The 26,880-nt window shown below is 35.5% G+C and carries 24 protein-coding genes; 10 read left to right on the top strand and 14 right to left on the bottom strand.

What is annotated here, in order from left to right; genetic code table 11:
* Window positions 1-24: 24 nt before the first annotated feature.
* From WH267_RS20905 to WH267_RS20870, 8 genes are all read right to left on the bottom strand, one after another.
* Window positions 25-2,136: a TonB-dependent receptor gene (locus WH267_RS20905; RefSeq protein WP_340010750.1), complete on the bottom strand. Its 2,112-nt coding sequence runs from the start codon at window positions 2,134-2,136 to the stop codon at window positions 25-27.
* Window positions 2,136-3,335 carry a PepSY-associated TM helix domain-containing protein gene (locus WH267_RS20900; RefSeq protein ID WP_340010749.1) on the bottom strand — a complete coding sequence of 400 codons (1,200 nt, stop codon included), beginning with the start codon at window positions 3,333-3,335 and terminating at the stop codon, window positions 2,136-2,138. The genes WH267_RS20905 and WH267_RS20900 overlap by 1 nt, the downstream gene beginning before the upstream one ends.
* A gap of 40 nt (window positions 3,336-3,375) precedes the next feature.
* A complete protein-coding gene (locus WH267_RS20895) occupies window positions 3,376-5,604 on the bottom strand; it encodes a TonB-dependent siderophore receptor (protein ID WP_340010748.1) in 2,229 nt (742 codons plus the stop codon).
* 12 nt (window positions 5,605-5,616) lie between these two features.
* On the bottom strand, window positions 5,617-5,781 hold the full coding sequence (locus WH267_RS20890) for a hypothetical protein (protein ID WP_340010746.1): 165 nt from the start codon (window positions 5,779-5,781) through the stop codon (window positions 5,617-5,619).
* Window positions 5,778-6,911, bottom strand: a complete 1,134-nt coding sequence (locus WH267_RS20885; RefSeq protein ID WP_340010745.1) for a PepSY-associated TM helix domain-containing protein — start codon at window positions 6,909-6,911, stop codon at window positions 5,778-5,780. Before WH267_RS20885 ends, WH267_RS20890 begins: the two co-directional genes overlap by 4 nt.
* Before the next feature lie 154 nt (window positions 6,912-7,065).
* Window positions 7,066-10,140 carry a preprotein translocase subunit SecA gene (secA, locus tag WH267_RS20880; protein WP_340010744.1) on the bottom strand — a complete coding sequence of 1,025 codons (3,075 nt, stop codon included), beginning with the start codon at window positions 10,138-10,140 and terminating at the stop codon, window positions 7,066-7,068.
* Between the two features lie 119 nt (window positions 10,141-10,259).
* Window positions 10,260-10,481: a DUF2795 domain-containing protein gene (locus WH267_RS20875; protein WP_002662059.1), complete on the bottom strand. Its 222-nt coding sequence runs from the start codon at window positions 10,479-10,481 to the stop codon at window positions 10,260-10,262.
* A gap of 136 nt (window positions 10,482-10,617) precedes the next feature.
* Complete coding sequence (locus WH267_RS20870; protein ID WP_340010743.1) at window positions 10,618-11,646, bottom strand: GDP-mannose 4,6-dehydratase; 1,029 nt, start codon at window positions 11,644-11,646, stop codon at window positions 10,618-10,620.
* Between the two features lie 90 nt (window positions 11,647-11,736).
* Between WH267_RS20870 and WH267_RS20865 the strand changes: the two genes are divergently transcribed.
* From WH267_RS20865 to WH267_RS20855, 3 genes are read left to right on the top strand one after another with little or no spacing between them, the layout of a single operon-like run.
* Window positions 11,737-12,534, top strand: a complete 798-nt coding sequence (locus WH267_RS20865; RefSeq protein ID WP_340010740.1) for a DUF2797 domain-containing protein — start codon at window positions 11,737-11,739, stop codon at window positions 12,532-12,534.
* 3 nt (window positions 12,535-12,537) lie between these two features.
* Window positions 12,538-14,313: a WG repeat-containing protein gene (locus tag WH267_RS20860; protein ID WP_340010739.1), complete on the top strand. Its 1,776-nt coding sequence runs from the start codon at window positions 12,538-12,540 to the stop codon at window positions 14,311-14,313.
* 1 nt (window position 14,314) lies between these two features.
* On the top strand, window positions 14,315-16,972 hold the full coding sequence (locus WH267_RS20855; RefSeq protein ID WP_340010737.1) for a hypothetical protein: 2,658 nt from the start codon (window positions 14,315-14,317) through the stop codon (window positions 16,970-16,972).
* Window positions 16,973-17,093: 121 nt separating this feature from the next.
* Here WH267_RS20855 and WH267_RS20850 read toward each other — a convergent pair whose 3' ends face one another.
* Window positions 17,094-17,444, bottom strand: a complete 351-nt coding sequence (locus WH267_RS20850; RefSeq protein ID WP_123320153.1) for a hypothetical protein — start codon at window positions 17,442-17,444, stop codon at window positions 17,094-17,096.
* Between the two features lie 174 nt (window positions 17,445-17,618).
* On the opposite strand from WH267_RS20850, the gene WH267_RS20845 reads away from it, so the two are divergent.
* Together WH267_RS20845 and WH267_RS20840 are read left to right on the top strand one after the other, a co-directional pair.
* Window positions 17,619-17,813, top strand: a complete 195-nt coding sequence (locus WH267_RS20845; RefSeq protein ID WP_066691102.1) for a hypothetical protein — start codon at window positions 17,619-17,621, stop codon at window positions 17,811-17,813.
* A 122-nt stretch (window positions 17,814-17,935) separates the two neighbouring features.
* Window positions 17,936-18,982, top strand: coding sequence for a PA0069 family radical SAM protein (locus WH267_RS20840; protein ID WP_340010735.1), 1,047 nt, complete (start codon window positions 17,936-17,938; stop codon window positions 18,980-18,982).
* 37 nt (window positions 18,983-19,019) lie between these two features.
* Here the strand turns inward: WH267_RS20840 and WH267_RS20835 are convergent, their stop codons facing one another.
* The 3 genes from WH267_RS20835 to WH267_RS20825 form a co-directional block, all read right to left on the bottom strand.
* Complete coding sequence (locus WH267_RS20835) at window positions 19,020-19,190, bottom strand: bacteriocin-like protein (protein WP_185018865.1); 171 nt, start codon at window positions 19,188-19,190, stop codon at window positions 19,020-19,022.
* A 146-nt stretch (window positions 19,191-19,336) separates the two neighbouring features.
* Window positions 19,337-19,498: a bacteriocin-like protein gene (locus WH267_RS20830; RefSeq protein ID WP_340010733.1), complete on the bottom strand. Its 162-nt coding sequence runs from the start codon at window positions 19,496-19,498 to the stop codon at window positions 19,337-19,339.
* 117 nt (window positions 19,499-19,615) lie between these two features.
* A complete protein-coding gene (locus tag WH267_RS20825; RefSeq protein ID WP_115972030.1) occupies window positions 19,616-20,566 on the bottom strand; it encodes an isopenicillin N synthase family dioxygenase in 951 nt (316 codons plus the stop codon).
* 84 nt (window positions 20,567-20,650) lie between these two features.
* On the opposite strand from WH267_RS20825, the gene menD reads away from it, so the two are divergent.
* On the top strand, window positions 20,651-22,327 hold the full coding sequence (menD, locus tag WH267_RS20820; protein WP_340010731.1) for a 2-succinyl-5-enolpyruvyl-6-hydroxy-3-cyclohexene-1-carboxylic-acid synthase: 1,677 nt from the start codon (window positions 20,651-20,653) through the stop codon (window positions 22,325-22,327).
* Here menD and WH267_RS20815 read toward each other — a convergent pair.
* Both WH267_RS20815 and WH267_RS20810 read right to left on the bottom strand, forming a co-directional pair.
* Window positions 22,324-22,950, bottom strand: a complete 627-nt coding sequence (locus tag WH267_RS20815) for an aminotransferase class IV (protein WP_115972028.1) — start codon at window positions 22,948-22,950, stop codon at window positions 22,324-22,326. The two genes, menD and WH267_RS20815, sit on opposite strands and share 4 nt — an antisense overlap.
* A complete protein-coding gene (locus WH267_RS20810) occupies window positions 22,934-23,911 on the bottom strand; it encodes an aminodeoxychorismate synthase component I (RefSeq protein ID WP_340010730.1) in 978 nt (325 codons plus the stop codon). Before WH267_RS20810 ends, WH267_RS20815 begins: the two co-directional genes overlap by 17 nt.
* A gap of 44 nt (window positions 23,912-23,955) precedes the next feature.
* Here WH267_RS20810 and WH267_RS20805 point away from each other — a divergent pair, with 44 nt between their 5' ends.
* From WH267_RS20805 to WH267_RS20790, 4 genes are all read left to right on the top strand, one after another.
* Window positions 23,956-24,681 (top strand): hypothetical protein, encoded by a 726-nt coding sequence (locus WH267_RS20805; protein WP_123320149.1) that lies wholly within the window; start codon window positions 23,956-23,958, stop codon window positions 24,679-24,681.
* 72 nt (window positions 24,682-24,753) lie between these two features.
* Complete coding sequence (locus WH267_RS20800; RefSeq protein ID WP_123320148.1) at window positions 24,754-25,491, top strand: beta-carotene 15,15'-monooxygenase; 738 nt, start codon at window positions 24,754-24,756, stop codon at window positions 25,489-25,491.
* Window positions 25,492-25,512: 21 nt separating this feature from the next.
* Window positions 25,513-26,571, top strand: coding sequence for an AI-2E family transporter (locus WH267_RS20795; RefSeq protein ID WP_340010729.1), 1,059 nt, complete (start codon window positions 25,513-25,515; stop codon window positions 26,569-26,571).
* Between the two features lie 38 nt (window positions 26,572-26,609).
* Window positions 26,610-26,837, top strand: coding sequence for a DUF3820 family protein (locus tag WH267_RS20790; RefSeq protein ID WP_115972107.1), 228 nt, complete (start codon window positions 26,610-26,612; stop codon window positions 26,835-26,837).
* Window positions 26,838-26,880: the final 43 nt, after the last annotated feature.

Genomic DNA, 26,880 nt, shown 5'->3' with positions numbered 1-26,880 from the left:
GTCTTTACTTTTTATTTAGATTAATTAAAATTTGTATTCAAGAATCAGAGTTCCTCTCGTTCCCGGAGCATTCACAAATTCGCTATCTCTTGCTGACCACCATGCAATTGATGGCTGATACAGTTTGTTGAAAAAGTTTTCAATTCCCACTGACAGTTTCCAGTTTTTATTGATTTCACTGCCTATCTTTAGATTGAAGACTGTATAATCAGGAACAAATCCTTCTCCGTATGTGTATTGTTTATTCGCCCCAAGTTCAAATCTGTTCTGTTGAAAAGAGTGAAGCATATCAATACCAATGAAAGCTTGTGGAATTGGTCTCACCTGCACATAAGCAAGTACTTTAGGTGCTGAAATTCTGCTGTTATTGATTTTAGCTGAATAATTTCCATTATCATCAGGAGAAGTAATTCCTTCCATCCAGCTATAGCTTCCTCCGAACTGAAGCCATTTAAGAGGAGTAAAGTGTAGAAAACCTTCCACTCCATAAATAATTTCCGGTGCTCTTTTAATTGTTAAGGCTCTGTCTGCGCTCTGAACAAAAGTGGCTCCAAGCTTAGAGGTGCTCACATAAGAGGTTAATTCATAATTCATCCAGCTTGAAACCTGTCCTGTAGCTCCCAGTTCGTAATTGTTTACGATAATAGGTTTTGTTTCAAGGTTTTTAATGGTCTCAGACGTTGAGGTTCTCAAAATTCTACCCAATTCATTGATAGAGTAGGCCTGTGAGAAACTTCCGAAAAGGTTGATGTAAGGTTCAATATTGTAGCGTAATCCAATATTTCCTACCAGTGCATTATAACTTAATTTTCCTCCTGCTACCGGAATACTAGGTGTAAATGTTCCATTGTTTTTAATAACAGAAAGTGTGTTGAAATCATCTACATTTACTTTGATATTTTCATATCGAAGCCCTCCTTTGATAGTTAATTTTTTAAACAGATCGATTTTTGCCAATAAGAAAGGGGCTATATTGGTCATATTCATGTTTGGAGTCCAGAAACGGCCATCTTCAAGTTTCTGTACCGTTTCATCGTTCAGGATATCAACTCCGTAGATGATTTCTCCCTGCGAGTTTTGAGTATTCCAAAGCTGGGTATCAAGATTGAATCTTGCACCTGCCTTTTTAGAAAGAACATTAGACTGTCCACCGTTGAAAAAGGTATCACTGTATCCATATACAGTTTTAAAATCCTGATAATAAAGGTTCACATTCAATGCTGTCCCCTTAAACAGGTTTTTATTATCATAACTTACCCTGATGTTATGATTTTTTGGTGTTCCCTGTGGTGTGGTTTCCAGGCTTTTTCCCTGTCCTTCACCAATGGTAGGCTCAACACCATATATTCCTGTATGTAATCCCAGGTTCAGGTTTGATTTTGAAGAATATCCGATATAAGAGGCTTCAATTCTTTGGTTTTCATTGATGTCATATCCTAACTTCAACATTCCGTTGTAGTTATCCATTTTTGCAGTGCTGTATGTTGGACTTAAATAAACTCTGTTGGCATCTTTCATGTAACCTGTTCTTTCGTAGGCCAGGGAAAGAGTATAGTCAAATTTATTGATCTTTCCGGATAGAAGCTGGCTGGCTCTCACTCCTAAAGTCCCTCCTGAACGTTGCCCCGTGAAGCCAATCTGTGAAATCCCGGAAATAGTTTTATCGGTTTTATTTCTTTTTGTAATATAATTGATGATACCACCGTCTGCGCCGTTTCCATAGATTGAAGAAGCTCCTTTAATGACTTCAACCCTTTCAATGGCTGAGGGATCAATCACTCTTAGATCTCTTGCTCCGTTTCGAAGGGGAGTAGATTGAGGAATTCCGTCTATTAAGACTAGCACCTGGCGACCTCTTAATGTCTGGCCGGTGTTGGAAGTCTGGCCGGAATTCGTTCCTAAACTGGGAACGGTGTATTGCAGAATGCTCGTAATATCAGAATTAACTGTCAATTGAGACTGAATTTGCTTTTCTCCAACCACTGTGATCGAGCTGGGAACCTCTTTAATGCTCTCCTTTTTTCTGGAAGCCGTCATCACAACCTCATCCACATTTTGGGTTTGTAAAGTATCTTTTACCTGTCCAAAAACGATTGTAGTTCCCAGACTGGCAGCTGATAAAATTGCTTTTTTCATTATATTTTCTTTCCTTGTTTCTTTCTTTTCCCCCACCAGACCAAAAATCCGGTAACAGGGAGTGAGGTGCAGATAAGACCGGCGATAAACCAGATGATTTTTCCAAACAGTCCGAAATAAGATCCGGTGTGGACATCATAATTGGCATTCGCATATTTTTCTGCGGCTTTTAGTTTGTGATGAGGTTTATTGGCTAGTAGTTTTCCTGAATATTTATCGAAAGTAAGCAGGTTTCTTTCACTGAATCTTCCATCCTTACCATACACCGTGACCGGAAGATTTTTGAGTTCCTTTCCTTTTTTATTTTTTCCATTTAGGGTAATTCTGAAACTGGATGATCCTGCATACAGTTTTTCGGTTTGTAAGGCTGTTACATCAAAAATATCAGACCTCTTTGTCATCAATGAGTCCGGGGATTTGATTTCCTTTTCTTTTGGCTGCTCCCAATAACCGGATATGGCAAGGTTAAAAGTATTTTTTACATAAGGATAGGCAAAGTAAATTCCTGTTACACTCATTATTAAGGCAATGAATGAGGCATAGAATCCCAATACATTGTGAAGGTCATAGTTTTTGCGTTTCCAGTTTTTTACATTTTTCCAGTTGAACCAGAAACGTCCTTTTCTGGCATTTTTATTTTTCGGCCACCATAAAATGATTCCTGTAATCAGCATAATGATAAAAAGAACAGTTGGAATTCCTATAGTGTAGGGCCCCCATTCTGAGTTGAGCAGAAGTCCCCAGTGGATATACTTCAAAATATTGAATACATCATACTTTTCATTGTAAACAGCAAGAATGTTTCCGGTATACTGATTGACATAAACCTGCTTATTGATGAGAACCTGTTGAAAATAATTCCATCCTTTCTTACTCTTATCATAGTATAAAAAACGATAGGATTTACTTTTATCCAAAGAGATTTCAACTGAGCTTACAGGATATTTCTCGTTAAGCTCCAGACTTACTTTTTCACGAAGAATCTCGATGGATAAGGGTTTTTTATTGATCTCATTCGGTTTTACATAGATGGCTTCTTTACGAAGACTATTTTGTACTTCATCCTTAAAAATGTACAAAGTCCCTGTAAGAGAGACTATGAATACAATGATACCAACTGACAAACCAAACCACAAATGCAGTTTGGCAGACCATTTTTTTGAAGGAGCTTTCTTTGTATGGTGATGCTTTTTTTTCATAGCAAAAAGTTAACCCCGTGAGGGGCTAACCTTTGATTTTTTAAAATTTATAAGTGAAGCTTCCCAAGGCATTGATAAGTGTCTGAGGGTTTGCTGTTGTAAATCCTACCCAGTAATGCTGGTTGGTGAAATTATCAACTTTTACACCGATTCTGAACTTTTTGGTATCATAGAAAGCACTTGCGTTGAGTACCAAATAGCTCGGAAGGATAAAAACATCTTTTCCTCCTATAATATTTTTATTTGCATCCAGAATATTATTATTCAAAATTGCATTAGCATTAGCATAGTTTCCTCCTAGACCAAAACCAAAACCTTTTAAGCTTCCGTCAAGAATCTGGTAGCTTGCATAAATGCTTGCTAGCCATGGTGAGCCTGCAGTCCCAGGTCGTCTTCCTTTTGTTGCTGCATCAGATTCTATATACTTTGAATCATTGTAGCTAACACCTCCTACTAATGATAATCCCTTTAACAGGTAGGCATTTACTTCTAATTCCACCCCTTCACTTTTCAGCTTACCGGCTTGGGTTTGAAGAGCATTAATCCCTGAATATCCTGTGGTAACTAAAGAATTTTTTACCCTGATATTGTAATAGCTTAATGTTGCACTTACCCTTCCTTTGAAAATGTTCCCTTTAAAACCACCTTCAAACTGGTTAGCTCTTTCTGGGTCGGATAAAATAGGATCTGCTCCGGCATCTGTAAATATGTAGCCATTACTTTTGAAGCTGTTCTGATAATTCCCGAAAACAGAAAATTTATCTTTTATAATCTGGTAGGTTACACCAAATTTTGGTGAGAATGCTGACTGATTGTATGGCTTTATATCATTTATCCATAGTTTTCCACCCTTGAAGTCATTGCTTTCATATCGAACGGAAGCCATAATATTTAATCCTGTGATTGGGGTAAATACATTGGAAATATAACCGCTGTATGTATTCTGATCATCTATCTGATCATACATACTTTTAGGTAAATTTTGGTATGCCTGATCTAGTGTATCAGAATTGAAGGTCCCAGCATAATCATAACCATTGGTCGGCACGTCAGGTTTTAAAAAGCCTTGTGTAAAATATACATAATGTAATCTGTTTTTGATCTTCATAAAATCAAAACCAACTACAGTTCTGTTACGCATTTCATTTCCAAATTTATAGTCGAAATTAAAATTCTGCTGAATCTGGAAATATGTTTTTTTACTGTTATCTGTAGACTGATCCGCTCTTTGTACATATAAGTTATTGTCTGACGGATTTACAGTAACAGCAAAATAAGGGTTGTAACCGTTTGAAAAAGTATAAGCAGTGCTTACATTTGTTGAAGACCTGATATGTTTATCTATCTGATAGTTAATTTGGCCTAAAATATTTCTTACTTTTGACGTAGTGTAAAGACCTTTTCCTGTATATGATTGTTTGTAATCCAATCCTAATTTTTCAAGATCTTTCATATTGTCAACATTGGTATATGGATCTCCTTGATAACCTGGATTCTTTTTGAGATAGAAGAATGACTGTTCAGGATTTGCTCTTGTATCAAACATTTCATAATCCAGACTTAGGCTCAGCTTATCATTGACTTTATATAGTAATGAAGGGGCAAAAGCAGTATATGAATTTTTAGCGTCTGTTTTCTGGAAAGTTCCACTGTTTGTATATGCCGTATTTAAACGGAACATTAATTTCTTATCATTCGTTACGGGGGTGTTAATATCCGCTTGTGCTCTGTAGTAATTATAACTTCCACCAATTAATGAAATATTTCCTTCGAATTTATCATGCGGTTTTTTGGTAACCCTGTTAATGACCCCTCCGTAAGAAGTTACATTACTACCAAATAATGTTCCTGATGGTCCTTTCAGAACTTCAAGTTTTTCTACATTTACAGCATCAATAGAAGTTGTAACCGGTGCAACCAGACCATTTCTTAAAGAGTTGTTGGATGTAAAACCTCTTAAAGAAATATAAGCGCCACCATCTCCGGCTCTGTTTGTAGCACTCCACATTTTCTGAATACCTGTTACATTTCTGTAAGCATCATCCACCGAATATATCATTTGATTTTCAAAAAATATTTTATCTACGGTTGAATAAGACTGTGGGTTTTCAATTGCCTTTAAAGGCATTTTATTAGTATACTCCGAATCTTTTTTAAGGATAGAATTGATGATAACTTCTTCTATATTTTTAGCGTTGATGCTATCCTTTTTTTGTGCAAAAGCAAAGACCCCTGATAGGGTAGCTAAGCTTAAAATTAATTTCTTCATTCAGTAGTAAGTTTATTTTAAGTAGTGTTTAATAATCAAAAATAAAGGGATAGAAAGTGCTAGCCATCCTAATATATCCCATAGGCCATCACCAAGTAATGCTGCGATCAATCCAAACATGGATAAAAGAGCTAGAAGGATAGGAATTCCCCAAAGTTTTAGAAAGCTGTTTTTCATTTTCCGGAATCTTTAGGAGTGAATACTATCTTTTGCTGTTTTTCAGCCTTTCTTCGTGCAATCCATAAATAAAGACCTGTAATGAGCACCAGAATTGTAAAAACATCAAAAACGGTCCATACAACTTTCAGAATCACGCCTCCATAATTTCCAAAATGTAGAGGCTCTGAAATAAATAATGCATTCACGTACCATGGCATATCTCTGGAATCTGTTACAGTTCCGGTTTTGGCATCTATTAGTACAGGTTTTAAAAGTTTTGAAGTAAGTTCAGTATTTCCACGCATAAAAACTGCGTAATGGTGTTTGCTTGTAAAATCAGTGCCTGGGTAAGCAATTATAGATACTTTCATATCTTTAATTGTACTTTCTGCTGCTTTCTTAGCATCTTCTAATGAACTGAAGTTCCCAGTCAAGGGTTTCTGAGTCTTATAAGGAGCGGTCATTTCTGCCAGTTGGCCTTGTTGCCAAAGTCCTACAATTACATCAGAAAGAGTGTTGATTATACCTGTAAATCCTACGACAACCATCCAAGCCGTAATGGCTATTCCTAATAAGTTGTGGGTATCCAGCCATTTAAGTCTCTTGGATTTGTTTTTACGAACCATTCCAAAGTCATACTTTTTCATAATAGGCCCATAGAGAACGATTCCCGAAACAATGGAGATCATGAAAAGCATTCCCATTAACCCTAAAAAAAGTTTCCCTGGTATGCCGAGAAACATATCTGTATGGAGTTTTAAAATGATATTCATTAAACCGTCTGTTCTTGGAGCTCCTAAAACTTCGCCGGTGTATTCATTCAAAACTAAATATTTACTTTTTTCGTAGGGAGCGTTGGGTTGGTCAACAATATCAAAAAGAACTTTGTTTTTTTCATTTTCGTCCCAGAAGACAAATCTTGCCTTCTCTCCCGGGTATTTGGACTCAGCAATTTTTACAAGTTTATCTAAGCTCAGTTTTTCATGATTTTGAGCTAAGGCTTCTTTGTTGTCTTCTAAAAGATGTTCAATTTCTTCATGAAAGATCAACGGTAAACCTGTTACACAGAGATACAGTAGAAAAACGGTACAGATAAGGCTTGTCCATTTATGCCAATTAAACCAGCGTTTAGCAGTTTTTAGCTTCATGAAGCAGTCAATATTTTTTGCAAATATATTGTTTTTAACTATTCTAAATAAATAATAATATTGATATTTGTCATAAAACTATTATACAATCAATAACAAAAAACCGCTCCGGCCAATGCCAGAGCGGTTTTTTAATAATATTGTTATTTATTTCTTATGCAGGAATTTCTCCTTTGTATAAGAATGAAATAATTTCTTTGTTCAATTTCTCTATCATTTCACTGAATAAGTGGAAAGATTCCTGTTTGTAAATCACAAGTGGATCTTTCTGCTCATAAACAGCTCCCTGAGAAGATCTTCTTAAATCATCCATCTCACGAAGGTGAAGCTTCCAGTTTTCATCAATAATAGATAAAGTGATGTTCTTTTCAAAATCATTGATTAAGCTTTCACACTGAGTATCATAAGCCTCTTTCAGATCAGCTACGATAGTCATTGTTTTGTGCCCGTCTGTGAAAGGAACCTGGATCATTTTAAACATTGAACCTTGGTTTTGGTAAACATTCTCAATAATTGGGAATGATTTTTCCTTCAATAGATTCAGTTTCATCTGATAATCTTCCTGAGCGGCCTGGAATAAAATGTTCGTTAGATCCGGAATGGTTTTATTATTAAAATCATTTGGAGAAACCGGAGATTCCATCGTAAATGTTTTAATGATTTCATATTCAAAATCTTTATAATTTCCTGTAGCTTTTCCTTTCGCAACGATAGAATTTGCTACATCAAAAATCATGTTGGTGATGTCATATTTCAAGTGGTCTCCAAATAGGGCATTCTTTCTTCTCTTATAGATTACATCACGTTGTTTGTTCATGACATCATCATACTCAAGAAGTCTCTTTCTTGTTCCGAAGTTGTTCTCTTCCACTTTTTTCTGAGCCCTTTCGATAGACTTACTGATCATAGAGTGCTGAATAACTTCACCCTCTTTATGACCCATTCTGTCCATCATTTTAGCGATTCTTTCAGAACCGAACAAACGCATTAAGTTATCTTCAAGAGATACATAGAACTGAGAACTTCCAGGGTCTCCCTGACGTCCAGCTCTACCTCTTAACTGTCTGTCAACACGTCTTGAATCGTGTCTTTCTGTACCGATAATAGCTAACCCTCCGGCTTCTTTTACTTCTTTAGAAAGCTTGATATCCGTACCACGACCAGCCATGTTTGTTGCAATGGTTACAACTCCCGGCTGTCCTGCACCTGCTACAATTTCCGCTTCTTTCTTGTGAAGTTTCGCGTTCAATACCTGGTGTGGAATTTTTCTTAATTGAAGTGCCTTTGATAATAATTGAGAGATTTCAACAGAAGTTGTACCTACCAAGACAGGTCTTCTTGCTGCTGTTAATTTTTCAATTTCTTCAATTACAGCATTATATTTTTCTCTGTTAGTTTTGAAAACTAAATCTTGTTTATCGTCTCTTAAAATCACACGGTTGGTAGGAATTACCACTACGTCTAATTTGTAGATCTCCCAAAGTTCTCCAGCTTCAGTTTCAGCAGTACCCGTCATCCCCGCAAGTTTGTTGTACATACGGAAATAGTTCTGAAGCGTAACCGTTGCAAAAGTTTGAGTAGCAGCCTCAATCTTTACATTTTCTTTAGCTTCAATCGCCTGGTGAAGACCATCAGAATAACGTCTTCCTTCCATGATACGACCCGTTTGCTCGTCAACGATTTTTACCTCACCATCAATTACTACATACTCATCATCTTTTTCAAATAATGTATAGGCTTTCAATAGCTGGCTCATCGTGTGAACTCTTTCGGATTTTTCAGCAAAATCACCGAAAAGTCTTTCTTTAGCTTCGAATTCTTCTTCTTTAGATAAGTTTTTAGCCTCTACTTCAGCAATTTCTGTCCCGATATCAGGAAGAACGAAGAAGTTAGCATCTGAATTTCCCTGAGACATGTATTCAACACCTTTGTCTGTAAGGTCAACCTGATTGTTCTTTTCCTCAATTACGAAGTAAAGATCTTTATCTACGATCGGCATATCACGGTTGTTGTCCTGCATATATTGCGCTTCAACTTTCTGAAGCAATGCTCTGTTTCCGCTTTCCGATAAGAATTTGATTAATTGTCTGTTTTTGGGAAGACCTCTGTATGCCTGAAGCAATTTGAATCCTCCTTCTTTAGTGTTTCCACCAGCGATTAATTTTTTCGCTTCATTGAAGATGGCAGAAACTGTTTTTTTCTGAACATCAACGATTCTGTCGATAGAAGGCTTTAGAACATCAAATTCCTGTCTGTCTCCCTGAGGAACCGGACCTGAAATAATCAATGGTGTTCTTGCGTCATCTACCAATACAGAATCCACCTCATCCACAATCGCAAAGTTCAATTCTCTTTGTACCAGCTCTGATGGTGAAGTTACCATGTTATCTCTCAGGTAATCGAAACCGAATTCGTTGTTCGTTCCGTAAGTAATATCTGAGTTGTATGCTTTTCTTCTTCCGTCTGAGTTCGGCTGGTGGTTATCGATACAGTCGATAGACATTCCATGGAACTGATAAAGAGGTCCCATCCATGCGGAGTCTCTTTTTGCAAGGTAGTCGTTCACTGTTACCACGTGAACTCCTCTTTCCGGAAGTGAATTTAAGTAAATAGGTAATGTTCCTACCAAAGTTTTACCTTCACCGGTTGCCATTTCGGCAATTTTACCACTGTGAAGAATAATACCTCCGATAAACTGAACATCATAGTGGACCATATCCCAAACTACTGGAGTTCCGGCAGCGTCCCATGAGTTTTTCCAAACAGCTTGGTCTCCCTGAATAGAAACGAAATCTTTCCCTGCAGCAGCCAGTTCTCTGTCCCAGTCACTTGCTGTTACACGAATTTCTCCATTCTGTGCCCATCTTCTTGCCGTTTCTTTGATCAATGCAAAAGCTTCCGGAAGAACCTGGATAAGAACTTTCTCTTCAATTTCGTATGATTCTTTCTTTAAAGACTCAATTTTTGAGAAAAGAGCTTCTTTTTCATCAACGTTTGTTGAAGTCTTTATCTGCTCTTTAATCTGTTCTATTTGAGCTGTGATCTTGCTGGTAGCATCTTTAATACTTGCTTTAAACTCAGCAGTTTTTTGTCTCAGTCCATCATCCGACAATTGTTGGATGTTAGGCTCTACAGCCTTGATTTTTGTTACAACTTTTTTTACTTCTTTTAGGTCCTGCGCTTTTTTGTCTCCCAAAAACCCTTTAAGAACTTTGTTTAAAAAACTCATAAATTTTTTGCTTTATGCTTAATGCAAGATGCTTTAAGCGTTTTACACGCTAAGCGTGTAGTTAATATATAAAAAGGGCAAAAAAGCTCTAAGCACACAGCCTAAAGCTTATCGCTTTATTAATATTCGTCCTCGTTCCAAAGGAAATCCTCGTCTGTCGGATAGTCGCTCCAAACTTCCTCGATAGATTCATATATTTCTCCTTCGTCTTCAATAGCCTGAAGGTTTTCTACTACTTCCATAGGTGCACCAGTTCTGATTGCGTAGTCAATAAGCTCTGCTTTTGTCATTGGCCAAGGTGCGTCACTTAGATAGGAAGCTAATTCTAATGTCCAGTACATAATTTTCTAATTTTTTGCAAAAGTATAAAAATAGGTTGTATAATAAACTTTTTTATACTTGATTTTCAATTCTTTTTATAATTTTTTCTTATAAATGTCTGTCATCAACTGCATGGCAGGTATGTCAGTAATTTACTTATTGTCGTTTTCTCAAAAACCATTCCACAAATTTTTTTATGCCATTTTGGAAGTTTGTGTCAGGTTTATATCCTATTAAAGCCTTTGCTTTGGTAATGTCGGCATTGGTTTTTGTGACATCTCCGGGTTGCATTGGCAGAATTTTTCTGAAAGCTGTCATATTCAGGGTCTTTTCTATAGTGGCTACCATTTCCTTTAAAGTGATTACCTGGTTTTCTCCTAAATTAAGGATTTCATATACATTGGAATTGTTTTCAAGATATAAGACGGATTTGGTAATTCCATCAATAATGTCATCAATATAAGTATAATCTCTGGCAGTAGTGCCATCCCCATAGAAAGGAATTTCTCCGCCTTCGGAAATAAGTTTTGTAAATTTATGGATGGCAAGGTCAGGACGCTGTCTTGGACCATAAACGGTAAAGAATCTAAGCTGGATCATATCAATATGATAAAGATGATGATAGACGTGTCCCAGAATTTCTCCACACTTCTTAGTCGCTGCATAAGGAGAAATAGGATTGTCCACATTGTCTGTTTCTGCAAAAGGGACTTTTTCATTATTTCCATAAACGCTTGATGAAGAAGCGCAAATGAATTTTTTAATATTAAAATCTCTACACAATTCCCAAAGATTCATAGTCCCCCGGACATTTACTTCTTCATATTCCAAAGGTCTTTCAATAGAGGGGCGAACACCTGCCAATGCTGCCAGATGAATCACCATATCAATAGAGTGGTTTCTGAAAATGTTTTCAAGACCCTCTTTATCTCTGATATCCTGATAGTAAAGGGAATATTGATCAGAATGGGAAAGTGAAGCCAGATGTTGAATATCAGCCTCTTTATCAGAGAATTCAAAATCCGAAATTTTGTCGATAGACTCTAAAGTATTTTTAATTTTTATCTGATAGCTGTAAAAATCATCAAAATTGTCAACGTTTATGACAGAATGTCCATTTCTTAATAATCGTTCGACTAAATGGGAGCCAATAAAGCCGCTGCCGCCTGTTATAAGATAAATCATCAGTGGTTTTTTATGAATACAAAAATATAAATTTTACTATTTGAAAAATATAATCATTAAATTTACTTAAAAAAGTAATATAAATATAATATGCAGTTTCAAGGGCAAATTTTAAAAATGATAAGCTACGATGCCAAACCCATTCAATATTATCTGAATCTTTCAGGAGATCTGATCCATGTTAATGAGTTGTTTGGGAAGGAATTGAGCATTAAACATGTAGGGTTTCAATGTGTAAACTGTGGCGAAAATAAACCTATTTATAGAATGGGGTTCTGTAAAAACTGTTTTTTTGAAAGCCCGTATGCCAGTGACACAATCATTCGCCCGGAGCTTTCGACAGCCCATTTAGGAGTGGCAGAACGTAATTTGGAAATTGAAAAAGAAATTCAGCTTCAGCCTCACACCGTCTATCTGGCCTATACAGGAGATGTAAAAGTAGGAGTGACCAGAAATACTCAGATTCCTACCAGGTGGATCGATCAGGGTGCTACTTTTGCGTTGCCTATCGCAAGAACTGAAAACCGTTATGAAGCCGGAATGATTGAAGTTGCTTTAAAAGAGCACTTAGCAGATAAAACAAACTGGAGAAAGATGCTTCAGGATGATTTTGAAGGAGAGGTCGATCTTGCAGATTTCAGACAAAAGATCAAGGAATATTTCCCTGAGGACTTCCAGAAGTTCTACAGTGAAGGAGAAGACCTGTGGGCATTTGACTATCCTTTTGAAAAGCCGGAGAAAGTAACTTCATTTACTTTAGATAAGAAACCTGAATTTACAGGAAGGCTTACAGGGATCAAAGGACAGTACCTTGGATTTGAAGGTGGAAATTTTATCAACATAAGAGGGCATGAAGGATACGTGATAGAGCTGAATATTAAAAACTAAGAGATGCTCAAATATTTATCACTAATCTTTTTTATATCATGTATTCAAAATAATTCTAAAATAACAAGAAAAGATATTGATTATTTTGAAAAAGATAAAAATGCAAACTTGTTTAGAATACATCATAAAAATGGGAAATGGGGGTTCGTTGATAAGGATACAGTTATCACAGTTCCTTTTATATATGATTTTATAAACCCATTTGATGAAAATGGATTAGCTTATGCGAAAGATAAGGGCAAGGAATTTTATATAAATAAAGAAGGAAAAGTTATTATTCCTCCTGATTATGAAGAATTGGGTTTGTTTTCAGAAGGAATGCTCAGTGCCAAAAGAAAGGGTAAGTATGGCTTTCTAAATATTAAAGGAGATGTAATAATTCCAATGATATATGATGGAGTTGGTTTTTTCAGCCAAGGTTTATGTATTGTTTCAAAAAATAAAAAATATGGGTTTATTGATCGGAAAGGAGAGGTCATTATTCCTATAGTATATGATGCTGTAGATAAATCCCATGCAGATTCTATTGTAGTTGTTTCTGAAAATAGGAAATGGGCATTTTTTGACTCTAAAGGAATCCAATTATCAGACTTTATATATGATAAGGTTTTTAGTGGTTACAATGCAAATATACCTCCTCCCTCAAACATCAGTGAGGTTACTACTTATTTTCAAAATGGCGCTGTTTTAACATTAAAAGGTAAGAAATATGAATTTCTTAATGAAAAAATAAGACCTGCTTTTCATGAAAATAAATTTGATTCTGCTTCTGTATTTGATACTTATAAAAATGCTATTGTTAAAAGAAATGGTAAATATGGAATTATAAAACCGGACGGGTATGCCAAAGTTCCTATAGAATATGATTGGGTGGGTTATTTTGATACAAACCATAATTCATCAGAATATTATAATGCAAAAAAAGGAAAGATATTCCAAATTTATAATAAGGACCTGAAAAAATTAGGAGAATCATATGAGCCGGTTTTAAATGATTTTTCAGTTTCTACACCGAATTTAATATTTAAAAACTTGAAAGGCCAATATGGAATGGTGCATTCGAGTGGAAGTATCGTGATCCCTTTTGAATATGAAGACCTTCAAAAACAGAAAAGCGGTTTTATTCTTGGAAGAAAAAATGGAAAAACAGGTGTGTTGGATAAAAATGGGAAGATAAAAATTCCTTTTCAATATAAAAATTTGGAAGAGTTTGATGAAGATGCCAATTTATTTATAGCAGATCATAAAATTATAAATATTGATAATCAACCAATATTATTGGGATATGACAGTATAGTCCCGATTTATTATAACAGTCAAAAGTTTATTGTATCTAAAAATAAGAAGTACGGAATTGTTGATATTAAAAATAAAATTTTACTACCTTTAGAATATGATGAAATATCAAATTGGGTAGAATATGGACCAGAAAAAAGACATTTTGTTGTAAAAAATGGGAAATACGGTTTAATAGAATATGAAACTTTTAAAACTATAATTCCGCCAGTTTATGATGAGTTTATTCAAAGAAGAAATATGGTTTTTGCTCATAAAAATGGTAAAGCTGGTATCTTAGATCTTAATAATAAAGAAATTTGCCCTTTTATTTTTGATGAAATTAAACCTGGTCTTTCTTTTGGATACGGATATAATGAAGAGGATAAAAGCTTTTATTCTAGAAAAAATAATAAGTTTTACGAAATAACCTTAACGGGGAAAATTATAAAAGAAATTTCTAAGAAAGTTTATAAAGAGAATACTGAGTATCAAAATATTTAATATGAAAAAATGGGTTAAAAGACTACTAATCAGTTTCGGAATTCTGGCAGGACTTCTTCTTGCGGCGAATTTCGGACTGAATTTCTGGCTTAAAACCCAACTTCCTGAATACATTAAAAAAAATACAGACTATAAGGTTTCCTATAAAAGTTTGGATGTGGATCTTAGCACGGGAAATATTCTGGTAACAGGAATCTCAGTTAATAGTAAAGATCCCCAAAACACCAAAGTTATTGGTCTTCAGGGAACTATAGATACATTAAAGGTCAGTCGTTTTGGAATCTATGATGCCATTTTTAATAAAACAATAAGCTCTTCCGATTTGTTGTTGGCAAAACCTAATCTTAATGTCATTTTAGCAAAACCTGTTGACCAGAAAACGGGAAAAAAAAGAAAACCGTTCTTATTTGAGAATATCAGAATCAATGAAGGGAAGGTGGCTGTTTTTAAGCATAGTAAAAAGAAATTTTTATCCGTAGAGCAGCTTGATTTGTCCGTAGAAAATCTACAGATGACTGAAGAGTCTGTAGAAGATAAGCTTCCTGTTGTTTTTGACCGATACAGCATTAAAGGGCGAAATTTCTTTTTCAGACCGGATAATGTATACGCTATTACGATTCATTCCATCAATACAACAAATGGACAAATGTCGGCTGAAAGCTTTAAGCTGATTCCGCTGATGTCTTTTACTCAGTTTAAAAAGTTTTATCCTCAAAAAACTCAGCTTTTCGAATTCACTATTCCAAAAATGGAATTTAAAGATGTGGTCTTAAATAAAAATAAAGTTTCTCTTGCAGGTGCAGATTTTCAAAGTCCCGTTTTTACAGTCTATAATACCGGTGTAAAAAATGCTAAAAAGGAAAAGAAGAAATCCAATTTTGAGGTTAATCTTGAGAATATAAAGCTTAAAAATGCTGTAGCTCAGATTAATAAGTCTGATGGAAGCAGGCTTTTATCTGGCGGAAACCTGAATCTGAATATCAATCAATTGGTGTTCAATAAGAGTACTTCAGAACAGGTGGTTCCGATTGGATATAAAGATTTTACATTCTCCGGAAAGGATATTGTGTATGCGGATCATCAGAATATGGCCATTGGAAGTATCGCTTTAAAACCGACTAACGGAGAAATCCGAGATCTTTCATTGACCCCAGGGCCTCAGCCCAATGGGAAAACGACGGTGGATTTGAAAACCAGCCATATTGCTTTTAATATAAATAAGCTGGAATTCATTAATAAAAAGCTGAATCTTGATCTAAAAGATGTTCTCGTTGAAAACGCTAACGGAATTATAAAGGCAGGAGAAAATAAACCCAAGAAGAGTACAAACCTAGGAATCATACAGTCTGTTATCGTAAGAAAAGTATCTTTAAAGAACTCAAATCTTACTTATGATAAAGGAAAAGAGCCATTAGCATTTCATGATTTGAATGCTACTGTGAATGGTATCGAAATAGGCCCGAAAGCAAATAACCAAGGACTTTCTTTTAATGTAAAAGATTATTTTCTGACCACCCGTAATTTTGCTTATAAAACTCAGTTTTATAATATCAGTCTGGGACTTTTAAAGCTGAATAAGAATAAAGTTCAGATCAATAATTTTGCGATGAAGCCTCTCGTTTCGAGAAATCAGTTTATCAAAATGATTCCTGTAGAAAGAGATCTGTATGATTTAAAGATGGGCCAGATCTCTGCTGAGGGAAATTGGGATCTGTTTTCAGAACATAAATTCATTAATGCCTCACATGTTTTGATCCAGTCTGCGGATGCTAATATTTTCAGAAGTAAAATACCTAAAGACGATCCGAAAATAAAAGCATTGTATTCCAAAATGCTTCGGTCTATTAAAATTCCTATGAATATCAACACTCTGGATCTGAAGAACTCAGTTTTGGTATATGAAGAAGATACTCCGGAAAGTATGGGACCTGGGAAGCTTATATTCAGTAATTTTAATATGAATGTTAAAAATCTGAATTCTGCTAAGGCAAAAGGAAAACCTACCAGGGTGGATATTAAGATTAATTGTTCTTTTATGAATCTTTCACCACTGTCTGTAAACTGGGGCTTTGATGTAGCAGACCAGCATGATGCTTTTACCATTTCCGGGAAGACATCGAACCTTCCGGTGAGTGGTATCAATCCGTTTATCCGGCCTTATCTGCATGTAACAGCTACTGCAGGAACTATACAGGAAATGCTATTCAATTTTAAAGGAAATCCCGCAGGACTGCACGGAACATTTAATTTAAAGCACAAAGACCTGAAGATTGCTGTCCTGAACAAAAATAACCATGAGAAAAAAGGCTTTTTAACAGCCGTTGCGAATGTTTTCTTGAAATCAAATTCTGGGAATTATCCGGAAGCAGTAACGGTGGAAAATGTGGAACGTGATCCTACGAAGTCCTTCTTTAACCTTTTCTGGAAGGGAATTGAACAAGGGCTTAAAAAGACTCTTATTGGAAAGAATGTAGAAAAAACAGAACAAAAAGTAAAGAATGCTGTTTCTTCAGTGAAGGAAATGAAGCAGTCTGTAAAGGACCTTAAAGAGGATATAAAACAGAAAAAAAATACACCTCAACCTCTGGAAGAAAAAAAAGAGAAGAAGGGCTTTTTAAATGGTATTTTTAAAAAGAAAGATAATTCTGAGGAGAAATAATTTTTTAAACCATTGAGGGGTAATGTAATAAAGAGCTGATTGTACCAATAGGGACGAAATCAATTTTATATTAATTAAAATGGCCTTAATGGTTTAAAAAATTAATATTGGGTGGATGGGGCTAAAAATTAAACTCATCACTTTCCAAAACAGGAATATTTCTCAGGAATTCATCAAACTTTTCACCAGGATAATTGCTGTCCGCTCCATAAGAATCGATAATCATTCCGCGGTTTCCGGCACTATCCTTTATAACGTACAATACGGCATTATCATCAGGATTGCTGTCTCCTTCGAAACGGTAAGTCTTTATAATAATCAATTCAGTAGGCTGATAAATTTTTTCAGAGTTTTCAAACTTCATTTCACAGCTTTCGTTCATTCTGAACTCCCTTTGGATTCCTCTCTCAGAGAGCTTTTGCATGACTTGGCTCAGAGTGGTCATTTGGTCGATGTTTTCTGGATTTTCCATAATACTATTTTTGTTGATAAGTACAATAATTAAACCATTGCTTTTCTAAAGATAAGAAAAATAATGGATTATAATTTTCTTAAAAACAGAGCTTAATGTTAACAAAATTTATAATTTACAAAGATGAAATAGGTATACTTTTTGCAATACCCAAAACAATAAATCAAAGAAAATATGAAAAAAGAGGTTGGAGTTTTACTGGCAGGAGGAGTTGGTCTTTTGGCAGTATTAAGCTTAATAAGTATCAAAAAAATATTGACTAAAAAAGATAAAAAATATAGTGATTCCTATTCGGATTATCACAGACACTTTGATGAAAAGAACCACGACGATGAAACACACGGAGTGGAATTTTACGCGCTGAAGTAGTAAAAAAATATATTAAATTATGTTTAAATCCAACGCTTTTGAAAGTGTTGGATTTTTTTGTGGAAAACTTTAATGTTAAAGTTCATTATTTTATAAAAAATCCATTCTAATTTTACATCAGAATGTCAAACGAAAATTTCATAAAAGGTCAGGGAGCTCAGCGGAACGTTATCAACCGTTTCGACAGGTATACTTATGAACCTGAAGATGAAGATTTCGAAACCGTGAAGACTTCTTTTACTGAAGTGTTTCCAAAAACTATTGTGAATCAGGTAAAAAGCGAGGATCTCCCTATGGAATATTCCATGAATCCTTATCAGGGATGTGAGCATGGCTGTTCCTATTGTTTTGCCAGACCTACCCATGAATACTGGGGCTATAGCGCCGGAATTGATTTTGAGAGAAAGATCATGGTGAAGAAAAATGCTCCTGAATTGCTGGAAAAATTTTTTCAAAAAAGAGGCTATAAAGCAGCTCCTATTTTGCTCTCCGGAAACACCGATTGCTATCAGCCTGCTGAAAGGCAATTTGAAATCACCAGAAAGCTCCTGCAGGTTTGTCTTGATTACAGACATCCTGTCAATATTCTGACAAAAAATGCATTGGTATTGAGAGATCTGGATATTTTAAAACCGATGGCGGAGAAGAATCTTGTTTCTGTTTCTCTGAGTATTCCAACCATTAATGAAGAGCTGAGACGAAAAATGGAGCCAAGAACAAGTTCTGCCCCCAATAAATTAAAAGCTATTGAGATCCTGACCGAAAATAATATTCCCGTTCATGTCATGGTAGCACCTATTATTCCTGGGCTAAACAGCGATGAACCTTTAAATATTTTAAAGTCAATTTCTGATGCAGGAGCATTGGGATTTGGGTATACTTTAGTTCGTTTGAATGATACGGTGGAACCTGTTTTTGTTAATTGGATTGAATCTCATTTTCCGGATAGAGCTCAGAAAGTATTGAATCTTATCCGTTCTATGCGTGGTGGAAAGTTGGGAGATAAAAGATATTTTGAAAGACAGAGAGGGGAGGGGAATATTGCAGAAATGATTCATACCACCTTTAAAATAGGGCGGAAAAAGTTTTTTGAAGGCAAAGAGTTTCCCAAATTATCAACGGCCAACTTTACGGGAACTAAAGATCAGCAACTGAGACTGTTTGATTAAATATATAAAAAATGCTCCCAAAGGAGCATTTTTGTTTTTAGTAAATAATAGGCTGTTCTCCATCAGGGCAGATGAATTCTAACCTGCATAGCGCTTTATACTGTATTCCGTCACTACACACATAAAAACATTCTCCATTATAAGGGAAGCTTATTCCTCCGGAAATGGTTTTTAATTTGCCTTTACTTAATTTTTTTAAATTTTTCATATAATTTTATTTTGGTTTAAATAAAGATATGAAAATTTACTTAAGTATTTGTTTTTGAGTTTTTTATTTCAGCGTTGGTGCTGGATGCCTGACAATAAAAATACCGCTTCTTTTGAAACTGTATCATTACGTTTTGATAGTGAATCTTACATTTCCTCAGTGGTAACTGGGCATTTAAAGTCCTCAGTGCAAGCTGCACAAATGATAGTACCACTGCAATAATACATACAGTATTCAATAACAGGAACATTAGCACCTCCGGAAATACCTTTCAATTGGTCTTTTCTTAGTTTTTTTAAATTTTTCATATATATTTAATTAAAAATTTGATAGTAATGTAAAGTTATATAAAATATTTTTAATCAATAATAAAAAATCGGCTGCCTCATTTTGAGACAGCCGATTTCTTTATCGCTATATAATTATTATTTCTTAATCAAGCCTAATTCTATCAGTCTTTCATGTAAGAATTCTCCTGCTGTAGTGTCTTCGTATAACTTTGGATTGTTTTCGTCTACACAGTTGTCAAGAGCATTTAATGACATGGCACTGATAGGGTGCATAAAGAAAGGAATTGAAAATCTTGAAGTGCTCCATAATTCTCTTGGTGGGTTTACCACTCTGTGAATTGTAGATTTCAGTTTGTTATTGGTATGTCTAGATAACATATCTCCAACATTGATCATCAGTTCGTCCGGCTCTGCAATCGCATCGATCCATTCTCCGTTGTGGTTCTGAACCTGAAGGCCTTTCCCCTGTGCTCCCATTAAAAGAGTGATAAGGTTGATGTCACCATGAGCAGCTGCTCTTACAGCATCATCCGGTTCTTCAGTGATTGGTGGATAGTGAATAGGTCTTAAGATGGAGTTTCCTTCAGCGATTTTATCGTCAAAATAGAACTCATCTAGGCCAAGGTGCAATGATAATGCTCTTAGAACATATTGTCCTGTTTTTTCAAGCATCTGGAAGGCTTCTTTACCTACCTCGTTGAATTTCGGAAGTTCATCAACGATTACATTGTCTGGATACTCTGCTTTGTATTTTGAATCATCAGACAGATACTGTCCAAAGTGCCAAAACTCTTTTAAGTCTCCTTTTTTGAAACCTTTTGCAGTTTCTTTACCGAATCCTACATACCCTCTCTGGCCACCAATTCCTGGAATCTCATACTTCTGTTTCGTTTCCACTGGTTGGTCAAAAAAGTTTTTTACCTCTCCATATAAATCTTCTACAAGGTTGTCATCAAGAAAGTGGCCTTTTAGGGCTACAAAACCAATTTCTTCATAAGCTTTTCCGATTTCATTTACAAATTTCTGTTTGCGTTCCGGGTTACCCGAAAGGAAATCACGCAGGTCTACACTAGGTATTTTATCCATTTTTAGAAATTTACGAATAGCAAAATTACATTTTTTTTAAATTAAATGATTTTAAAATCATTATTTATAAGTTAAATTTGCTGTATGAAAAAATATTCTTCTAAGAGAAGTATCCAAATACTTGCACATCTTCTTCAGCAGTACGGTATTGCAGACGTTGTCATTTCTCCGGGATCAAGGAATGCTCCTTTAGCGATTCATTTTTCAGAAATAGATAATTTCAACTGTTACAGTATTGTAGATGAGAGAAGTGCTGCCTTTGTGGCGATGGGTATGGCTAAGAGTGAGAAAAAACCAGTAGCCATTACTTGTACCAGCGGATCAGCAGTGGTTAATTATTATCCTGCGGTTACAGAAGCTTTTTACCAGAATATTCCGCTGTTGGTGTTAACAGCTGACAGGCCAACGGATTTTATTGATATTTTTGATGGGCAGACCATCAGGCAGAAGGATGTTTTTCATCAGCATTCTTACGGAGACTTCCAATTGCTGGAAGACAGCAAGGAGAATGCAGAAGATATTAATTTTGATACTATTAAAAAGGCGATTGAGCTTTGCTTTGAAAAGCAGGGACCAGTACATATCAATATTCCTTTGGAAGAGCCATTATATGAACTGGTATCGGAGCTTCCAACTTTCCCGACGGTTGAAAAGACCATCAAACATAAAGATTACGAGATTCCATCCAATCTGATTGCAGAATGGCATACCTCCCAAAGAATCATGTTGTTGGTGGGAACAAGGGATTACAGTCCTGAATTGGAGAATCAATTAACGCAACTGGTTAAAAATCATTCTGTTGTTGTGCTAAGTGAAGCGAATTCCAACCTTTATCATGAGAAGTTTTTCAGACATATAGACCGTTACATCTTTAATTTTACAGAAGAAGACTATAAAACCTATGCTCCGGATCTGTTGATCACTGTGGGGCAGAATGTAGTTTCCAAAAAAGTAAAACAATTCCTAAGGAGTGCAAGACCAAAACAGCACTGGCATCTGGATGAGGTTTGGCAGCCGGACACTTATTTCTCATTGACAGAGAAAATAGAGGTGAAACCGGAAGTATTCTTTTCTAAATTATTAAAGTTCATTAATCTGGAACCAAGACCTTATTTCAATCTTTGGGATGTGCTGAGAGATAAAAAAGATGCCAAGCACCAGCAGTTTTTAAACACTGTTGAGTTCTCTGATTTCTATTTTTTCAATAAAGCATCACAAACAGTTCCTGAAAACTATAATATCCATTTTGCAAACTCTTCGGCAATTAGATATGCACAGCTGTTCGATTTCGGTAAAAGAAAAATGTACTGTAACAGAGGAACCAGTGGAATTGATGGCTCAACATCTACGGCAATGGGATTTGCAATTAAAAATGCCAATCCTACTTTATTGATTACCGGTGATTTAAGTTTCTTTTATGACATCAATGGGCTTTGGAACCAATATATTCCTCCTTTTGTGCGCATTATGATCTTTAATAACGGAGAAGGGAATATCTTTAAAATCATTCCTGGACCCGGAAATGCCAACCCAAATACGTTGGATGAATTTATTGCCACTAAGCACCGTAAAAATGCAGAACATTTGGCTAAGCATTTTGGATTCTCCTATATTAAAGTGGAGGATGAACTGACATTGGATCGGGTATTAGAGAATTTCTTCAAACCTGATGCACAGCCGAAAATCCTGGAAGTGAATACTTACGGGAAAAACAGTGCAGATGTGCAGAAAGCTTACTTTAATTTTATGAAAGAAAACTAAAGATCAAGATATTCTTCATTCCCAGGCAGATTCATAATTCTGTCGATGGGATAGATAAACATATCATCAAAATCATTTAAGGCGTTGATGAGTTGAAAGTGGCTGAATTGCTTTATATTTTGTAAGGTAATTTCAGCCTCTTTTATTTTTTTATGTTTTAAGAGATGCTGTCTTTGTACCCCATTCAAAAGGAAAGAATTAGGAGTAAACCAGTCTTTACCTTTCAAAAATAGAAGGTTGGAAAAAGAAGTATCTGTGATATGATTATTCCTAACGATAATGATCTCTTCAGCTTTGGATTTCATTTTCATTTTATCTAGCTCCTTACGGTCTTCAAATTTGAAAGAGTAATCATAGCTGTTGTTTTCCACCAGCTGGAAATCCTGAATTTCAGGAATAGCATAAGGGATCATTTGGGTTCGGATCCTTTTATCGAGATCGTAAGAGATTCTCAACTTGAAAAGTCCGTCTTCATCATGCTCCAGGTTTTTGTAGATCTTAGCAAGGTCAATAGACTCTTCTTTCCCAAAGTGGGAAAATGTTTGATTGACACGTTTTTGATGGAGTTCCAACAGATAAATCTTCTGATCTTCTACCTTAATGCTTTCAATGAATTGGGACATAGATTTTATTTTTCATTTCCTGATATTCGTCTTCTAATTTACTCATGTGCGTTATACCGCCTCCGCTTTTGAAATAGAGTTTATCACCTTCTTTTTCAATAAAACGTATCATCACGCAACTGTCGACATTTTTACCGTCAAACCAGCCGCAAACTCCTGTGTAGTATCCTCTGTCATATCCTTCTGCTTCCAGAATGATTTCCAGTGTTTTGGGTTTTGGTGCCCCCAAAATAGATCCTGCAGGAAGAAGTTTCTGCATAGTGCTTCCTACTTTTCCGTCAAACTCGGGTTTCAATATTCCTGAAATTTCAGAACTCATGGCATACAAGTCTTTTTGCCGGGTTTTAATGAAATCAATATGCTGAAACTGGTCTACCCCTACATCATCTGCTACCATGCTGAGGTCATTTCGGAGTAAATCTACTACCGTATAATGTTCTGCTTTTTCCTTTCGGTCATTCTTAAGGATTTCTGCCGCATTTTCTATGGAGGCGTCAATAGTACCTTTCATAGGATAAGTCAGGATTTTTCCGTCAATGATCTTCACAAAAGTTTCAGGAGAAAAAAATACAAAAAAATCTTTATAAAAAACCTTGTACTTTGCATCCGAGTGATAAAAAATTTCTTCAAGGCTTAAATTGGTCTCAATTTCAGTTTTTCGGGTGTAATTTACCAAATAGGAATTTCCGAGACGAATATTTTTCTGAACTTTATCAAAACCTGTTTTAAAGCTTTCCAGAGCCTCCGGAAAGGATTTCCATTCTATTTTTTTATCTAATATAGGGGTCTTTTTTGTGTTTGAAAACATTTGAAAATCAATCAGTAAGCCTGATTTTTCAATTTCATTTTCCCGGTAGATTTCAACATTCTCCGAAAGAAAATCGATAACAAAGAAATAGGGAACTTTCTGAAGAGAAAGCTCGTCCATTTCCATAAATTTTTGATGATTCACTGAAAACATTCGGCAAAAATAATTATTGATGTTTACTTTTGCATAAAAATTTTATGATGCAGAGCAAATATCCTCAGAAACCAGGACTTGAATTTATATTGAAGCAGGCTTTTTTTTACTGGAATAAGACACTGGTTTTTCAGCTGATGTTTTCAATGATCTTTTTTGGAATATTCCTTACCTCTCTGTTTTTCTTTGGAGAGAAATACGGAATATGGGAACAAAATCAGGTATTGGCAAAAGCGTTGAATGAAGGGACAAAAGCTTATATGGAAAAAATTGCAGAATTAAGCGCTACTGAGGGATATCAGATGTTTACCCTTGCCATCTGGGCAACGACCGCATTTCTTTACCCTTTGAACCTTGGAATGTTTCAGATCTTCAGAAAAATCGACCTTAATGAGAAAATTGAGCTGGGAGATTTGTTTGTTGGGTATAACGGAATTAATTTTTTTAAATATCTTGGGTATTATCTCTTCTGGTTCATGATCTACAGGCTTACTATTCCTACAGTTCTTCTGGCAGTAATATGGGTTGCAGTGACGATATTTGTAGCTCCATTGATGTTTTTTACAAATAAAAGGATATTTGAAGCCATTTCTTTAAACTTTAAAGCACTCAAAATGTATTTTGTAGAAATTATGGTGTGTATTTTCGTTGCTCTTTTATTTAAATATCTTGGATTCAGCTTGTTTTTAATAGGGGGGCTTTTCACATTTCCTTTCTGGAATGCCATGATCTATTCATTATATAAAACAGTATTTTCAGAGAAAAGTTAAAATTCAACTGTGTTTAATATGTTTTTTTATCAAAAAAAGTTAAATTTGATAAAATCATTAAATATTTAAACTATGTCTGAATTTAACGAATTTGACCAGCAAGGTTCTGTACCGAATAGGGAAACCGGGTCTATCATTTCGCATGCCTTTGAAATGTATAAGGGCATTTTTGGTTACGCCGTTGTTGCCATGATCATCTATATTGTTGGAGGAATGGTCATCCAAAGTGTTACCGGTTTCAATTCTGCAGCGATAATGGATGAAATGAGATCTTCAGGTGATTATGGGAATTTTAGATATTGGGAGACTCCTGGGTTCTCAATGTATATGACATTTTCCAGCCTTTTTTTATTATTACTGACCCCTCTGTATGTAGGGCTGATCTATATGGTAAATAAATTTAACACCAAAAACCCGATTGAGTTTTCAGACCTGTTTATTGGATACCGTCAGAATTTTGTTAATATATTGATCTACGGTTTTATTTCAGGACTCATTTCTTCGGTCGCGCTGGGACTTTGCTTTATTCCTTTTATTTTCGTTTATCCTTTTCTTTTATTAGGATATCCGATCCTGTTGTTTGAAAATGGATCTGCTATAGATGCCTTAAGTAAATCATTTAATATTGCAAAAGAGAATTACGGAACATTTTTAGGAGTGAGCTTTCTGGGGATGCTGATCTCTGTGGCAGGAGTTGTCTTATGTGGAATTGGTCTTATTTTAACGGCTCCGTTCATCATGATCGTGATGTATTCTGCTTATTGTGCCTTTATTGGAAAGCCAAGGCAGATCACATACACTAAACAATAAAGATAAAATAAATAATACCTGATGAATAAAGACAATCAAATAAGCAGTGTTGCCATAAAGCAGATTTCTTTGCTCGCCATTATTTTGGTGCTGGCAGGCTTGGTCTGCTTTAATCTGGCATTGTTTATTCCATCGGTTTTAGGGGCTATTACCATTTATGTAGTCTGCAGAAAATATAACTTCTACCTTCAGGAAGAAAAAAAGTGGAAACCTTCACTTGCTGCTTTTGTATTAATGTTGGCAAGTCTTATTGTGCTGATCCTTCCTATTTATTTCATTGCAGATCTGATTATTGATAAATTAGGAAATGCACAGGCTTATATGGATAAATTCAATGTTTTTTTGGATAAAATTCATTCCTATATCCAATCAAAAACAGGTTTTGATATCCTAAGCCAGGAAAATATGAATAAGCTGAAAAGCTTTGTGGGAAAATTTTCCACTTCAGCATTGAGTGGAACATTCAACACGCTTACCGTGATAATGTCCATGTACTTTATTCTGTATTTTATGCTGGAAAAGCCAAGACTGTTCGAAAGAATCCTTACGACTTCAGCACCCTTAAAGAGATCTAATGTTTCATTACTTGGCGAAAAGCTGAGAAAGCTTATTATGGCAAATGCTATAGGTATTCCTGTAGTTGCAATTGGCCAGGGAATTGTTTCACTTATTGGATATCTGATATTCGGAGCTCCTGGAGCAATATTGCTATTTGCTTTAACGGCGGCAGCTTCTGTTATTCCGGTAGTGGGGACGGCGATTGTGTATGTTCCTGTATGTATTTTTATGATTGCTGAAGGGAATACAGGGCAGGGAATTGGCCTTGCTATTTACTGTGTAGTGGTAGTAGGGCTTACAGATAATCTGCTTCGTTTTACCCTTTTAAAAAAGCTTGAAAATATCCATCCGCTGAATACTGTGTTTGGGATTATCATGGGAATGAACCTGTTTGGTTTTATGGGACTTATTTTCGGACCTATTCTGATCTCATTTACCCTTCTTTTGATACAGGTATACAGAAATGAATTTGTAGATGAAAATGCACCTCCTGATCTGGAATTGCCCAAGCAGGCAGAGTGAGAAGATAAATTGATTTAATTATATAAAAAGTGGAGGGAATAAATCCAGAAATATTAAGAGAAATCTGTGTTTTTAAGATGCCGTTTGGCAAATACGAAGGAACCGTTCTGATTGATCTTCCGATAAGCTATCTCGAATGGTTCAATAAAAATGGAATGCCAAAGGGAAAACTTGGAATGCAGTTATCAACCGTTTATGAAATCAAATTAAATGGGTTGATGGATCTGCTGGCACCCATCAGAGCTTCGGTAAGAAACGGATTGTAAAAAAATCTGTTTTGAGATAAATTTTCGGCGGCTTCGAAGAAGC

This window comes from Chryseobacterium sp. MYb328 (assembly GCF_037572595.1).
In the GTDB taxonomy this organism is placed as follows: domain Bacteria; phylum Bacteroidota; class Bacteroidia; order Flavobacteriales; family Weeksellaceae; genus Chryseobacterium; species Chryseobacterium pennae.
Note: the sequence above shows the minus strand (reverse complement) of the source record. Positions and strands in the feature narration are given on the sequence as shown.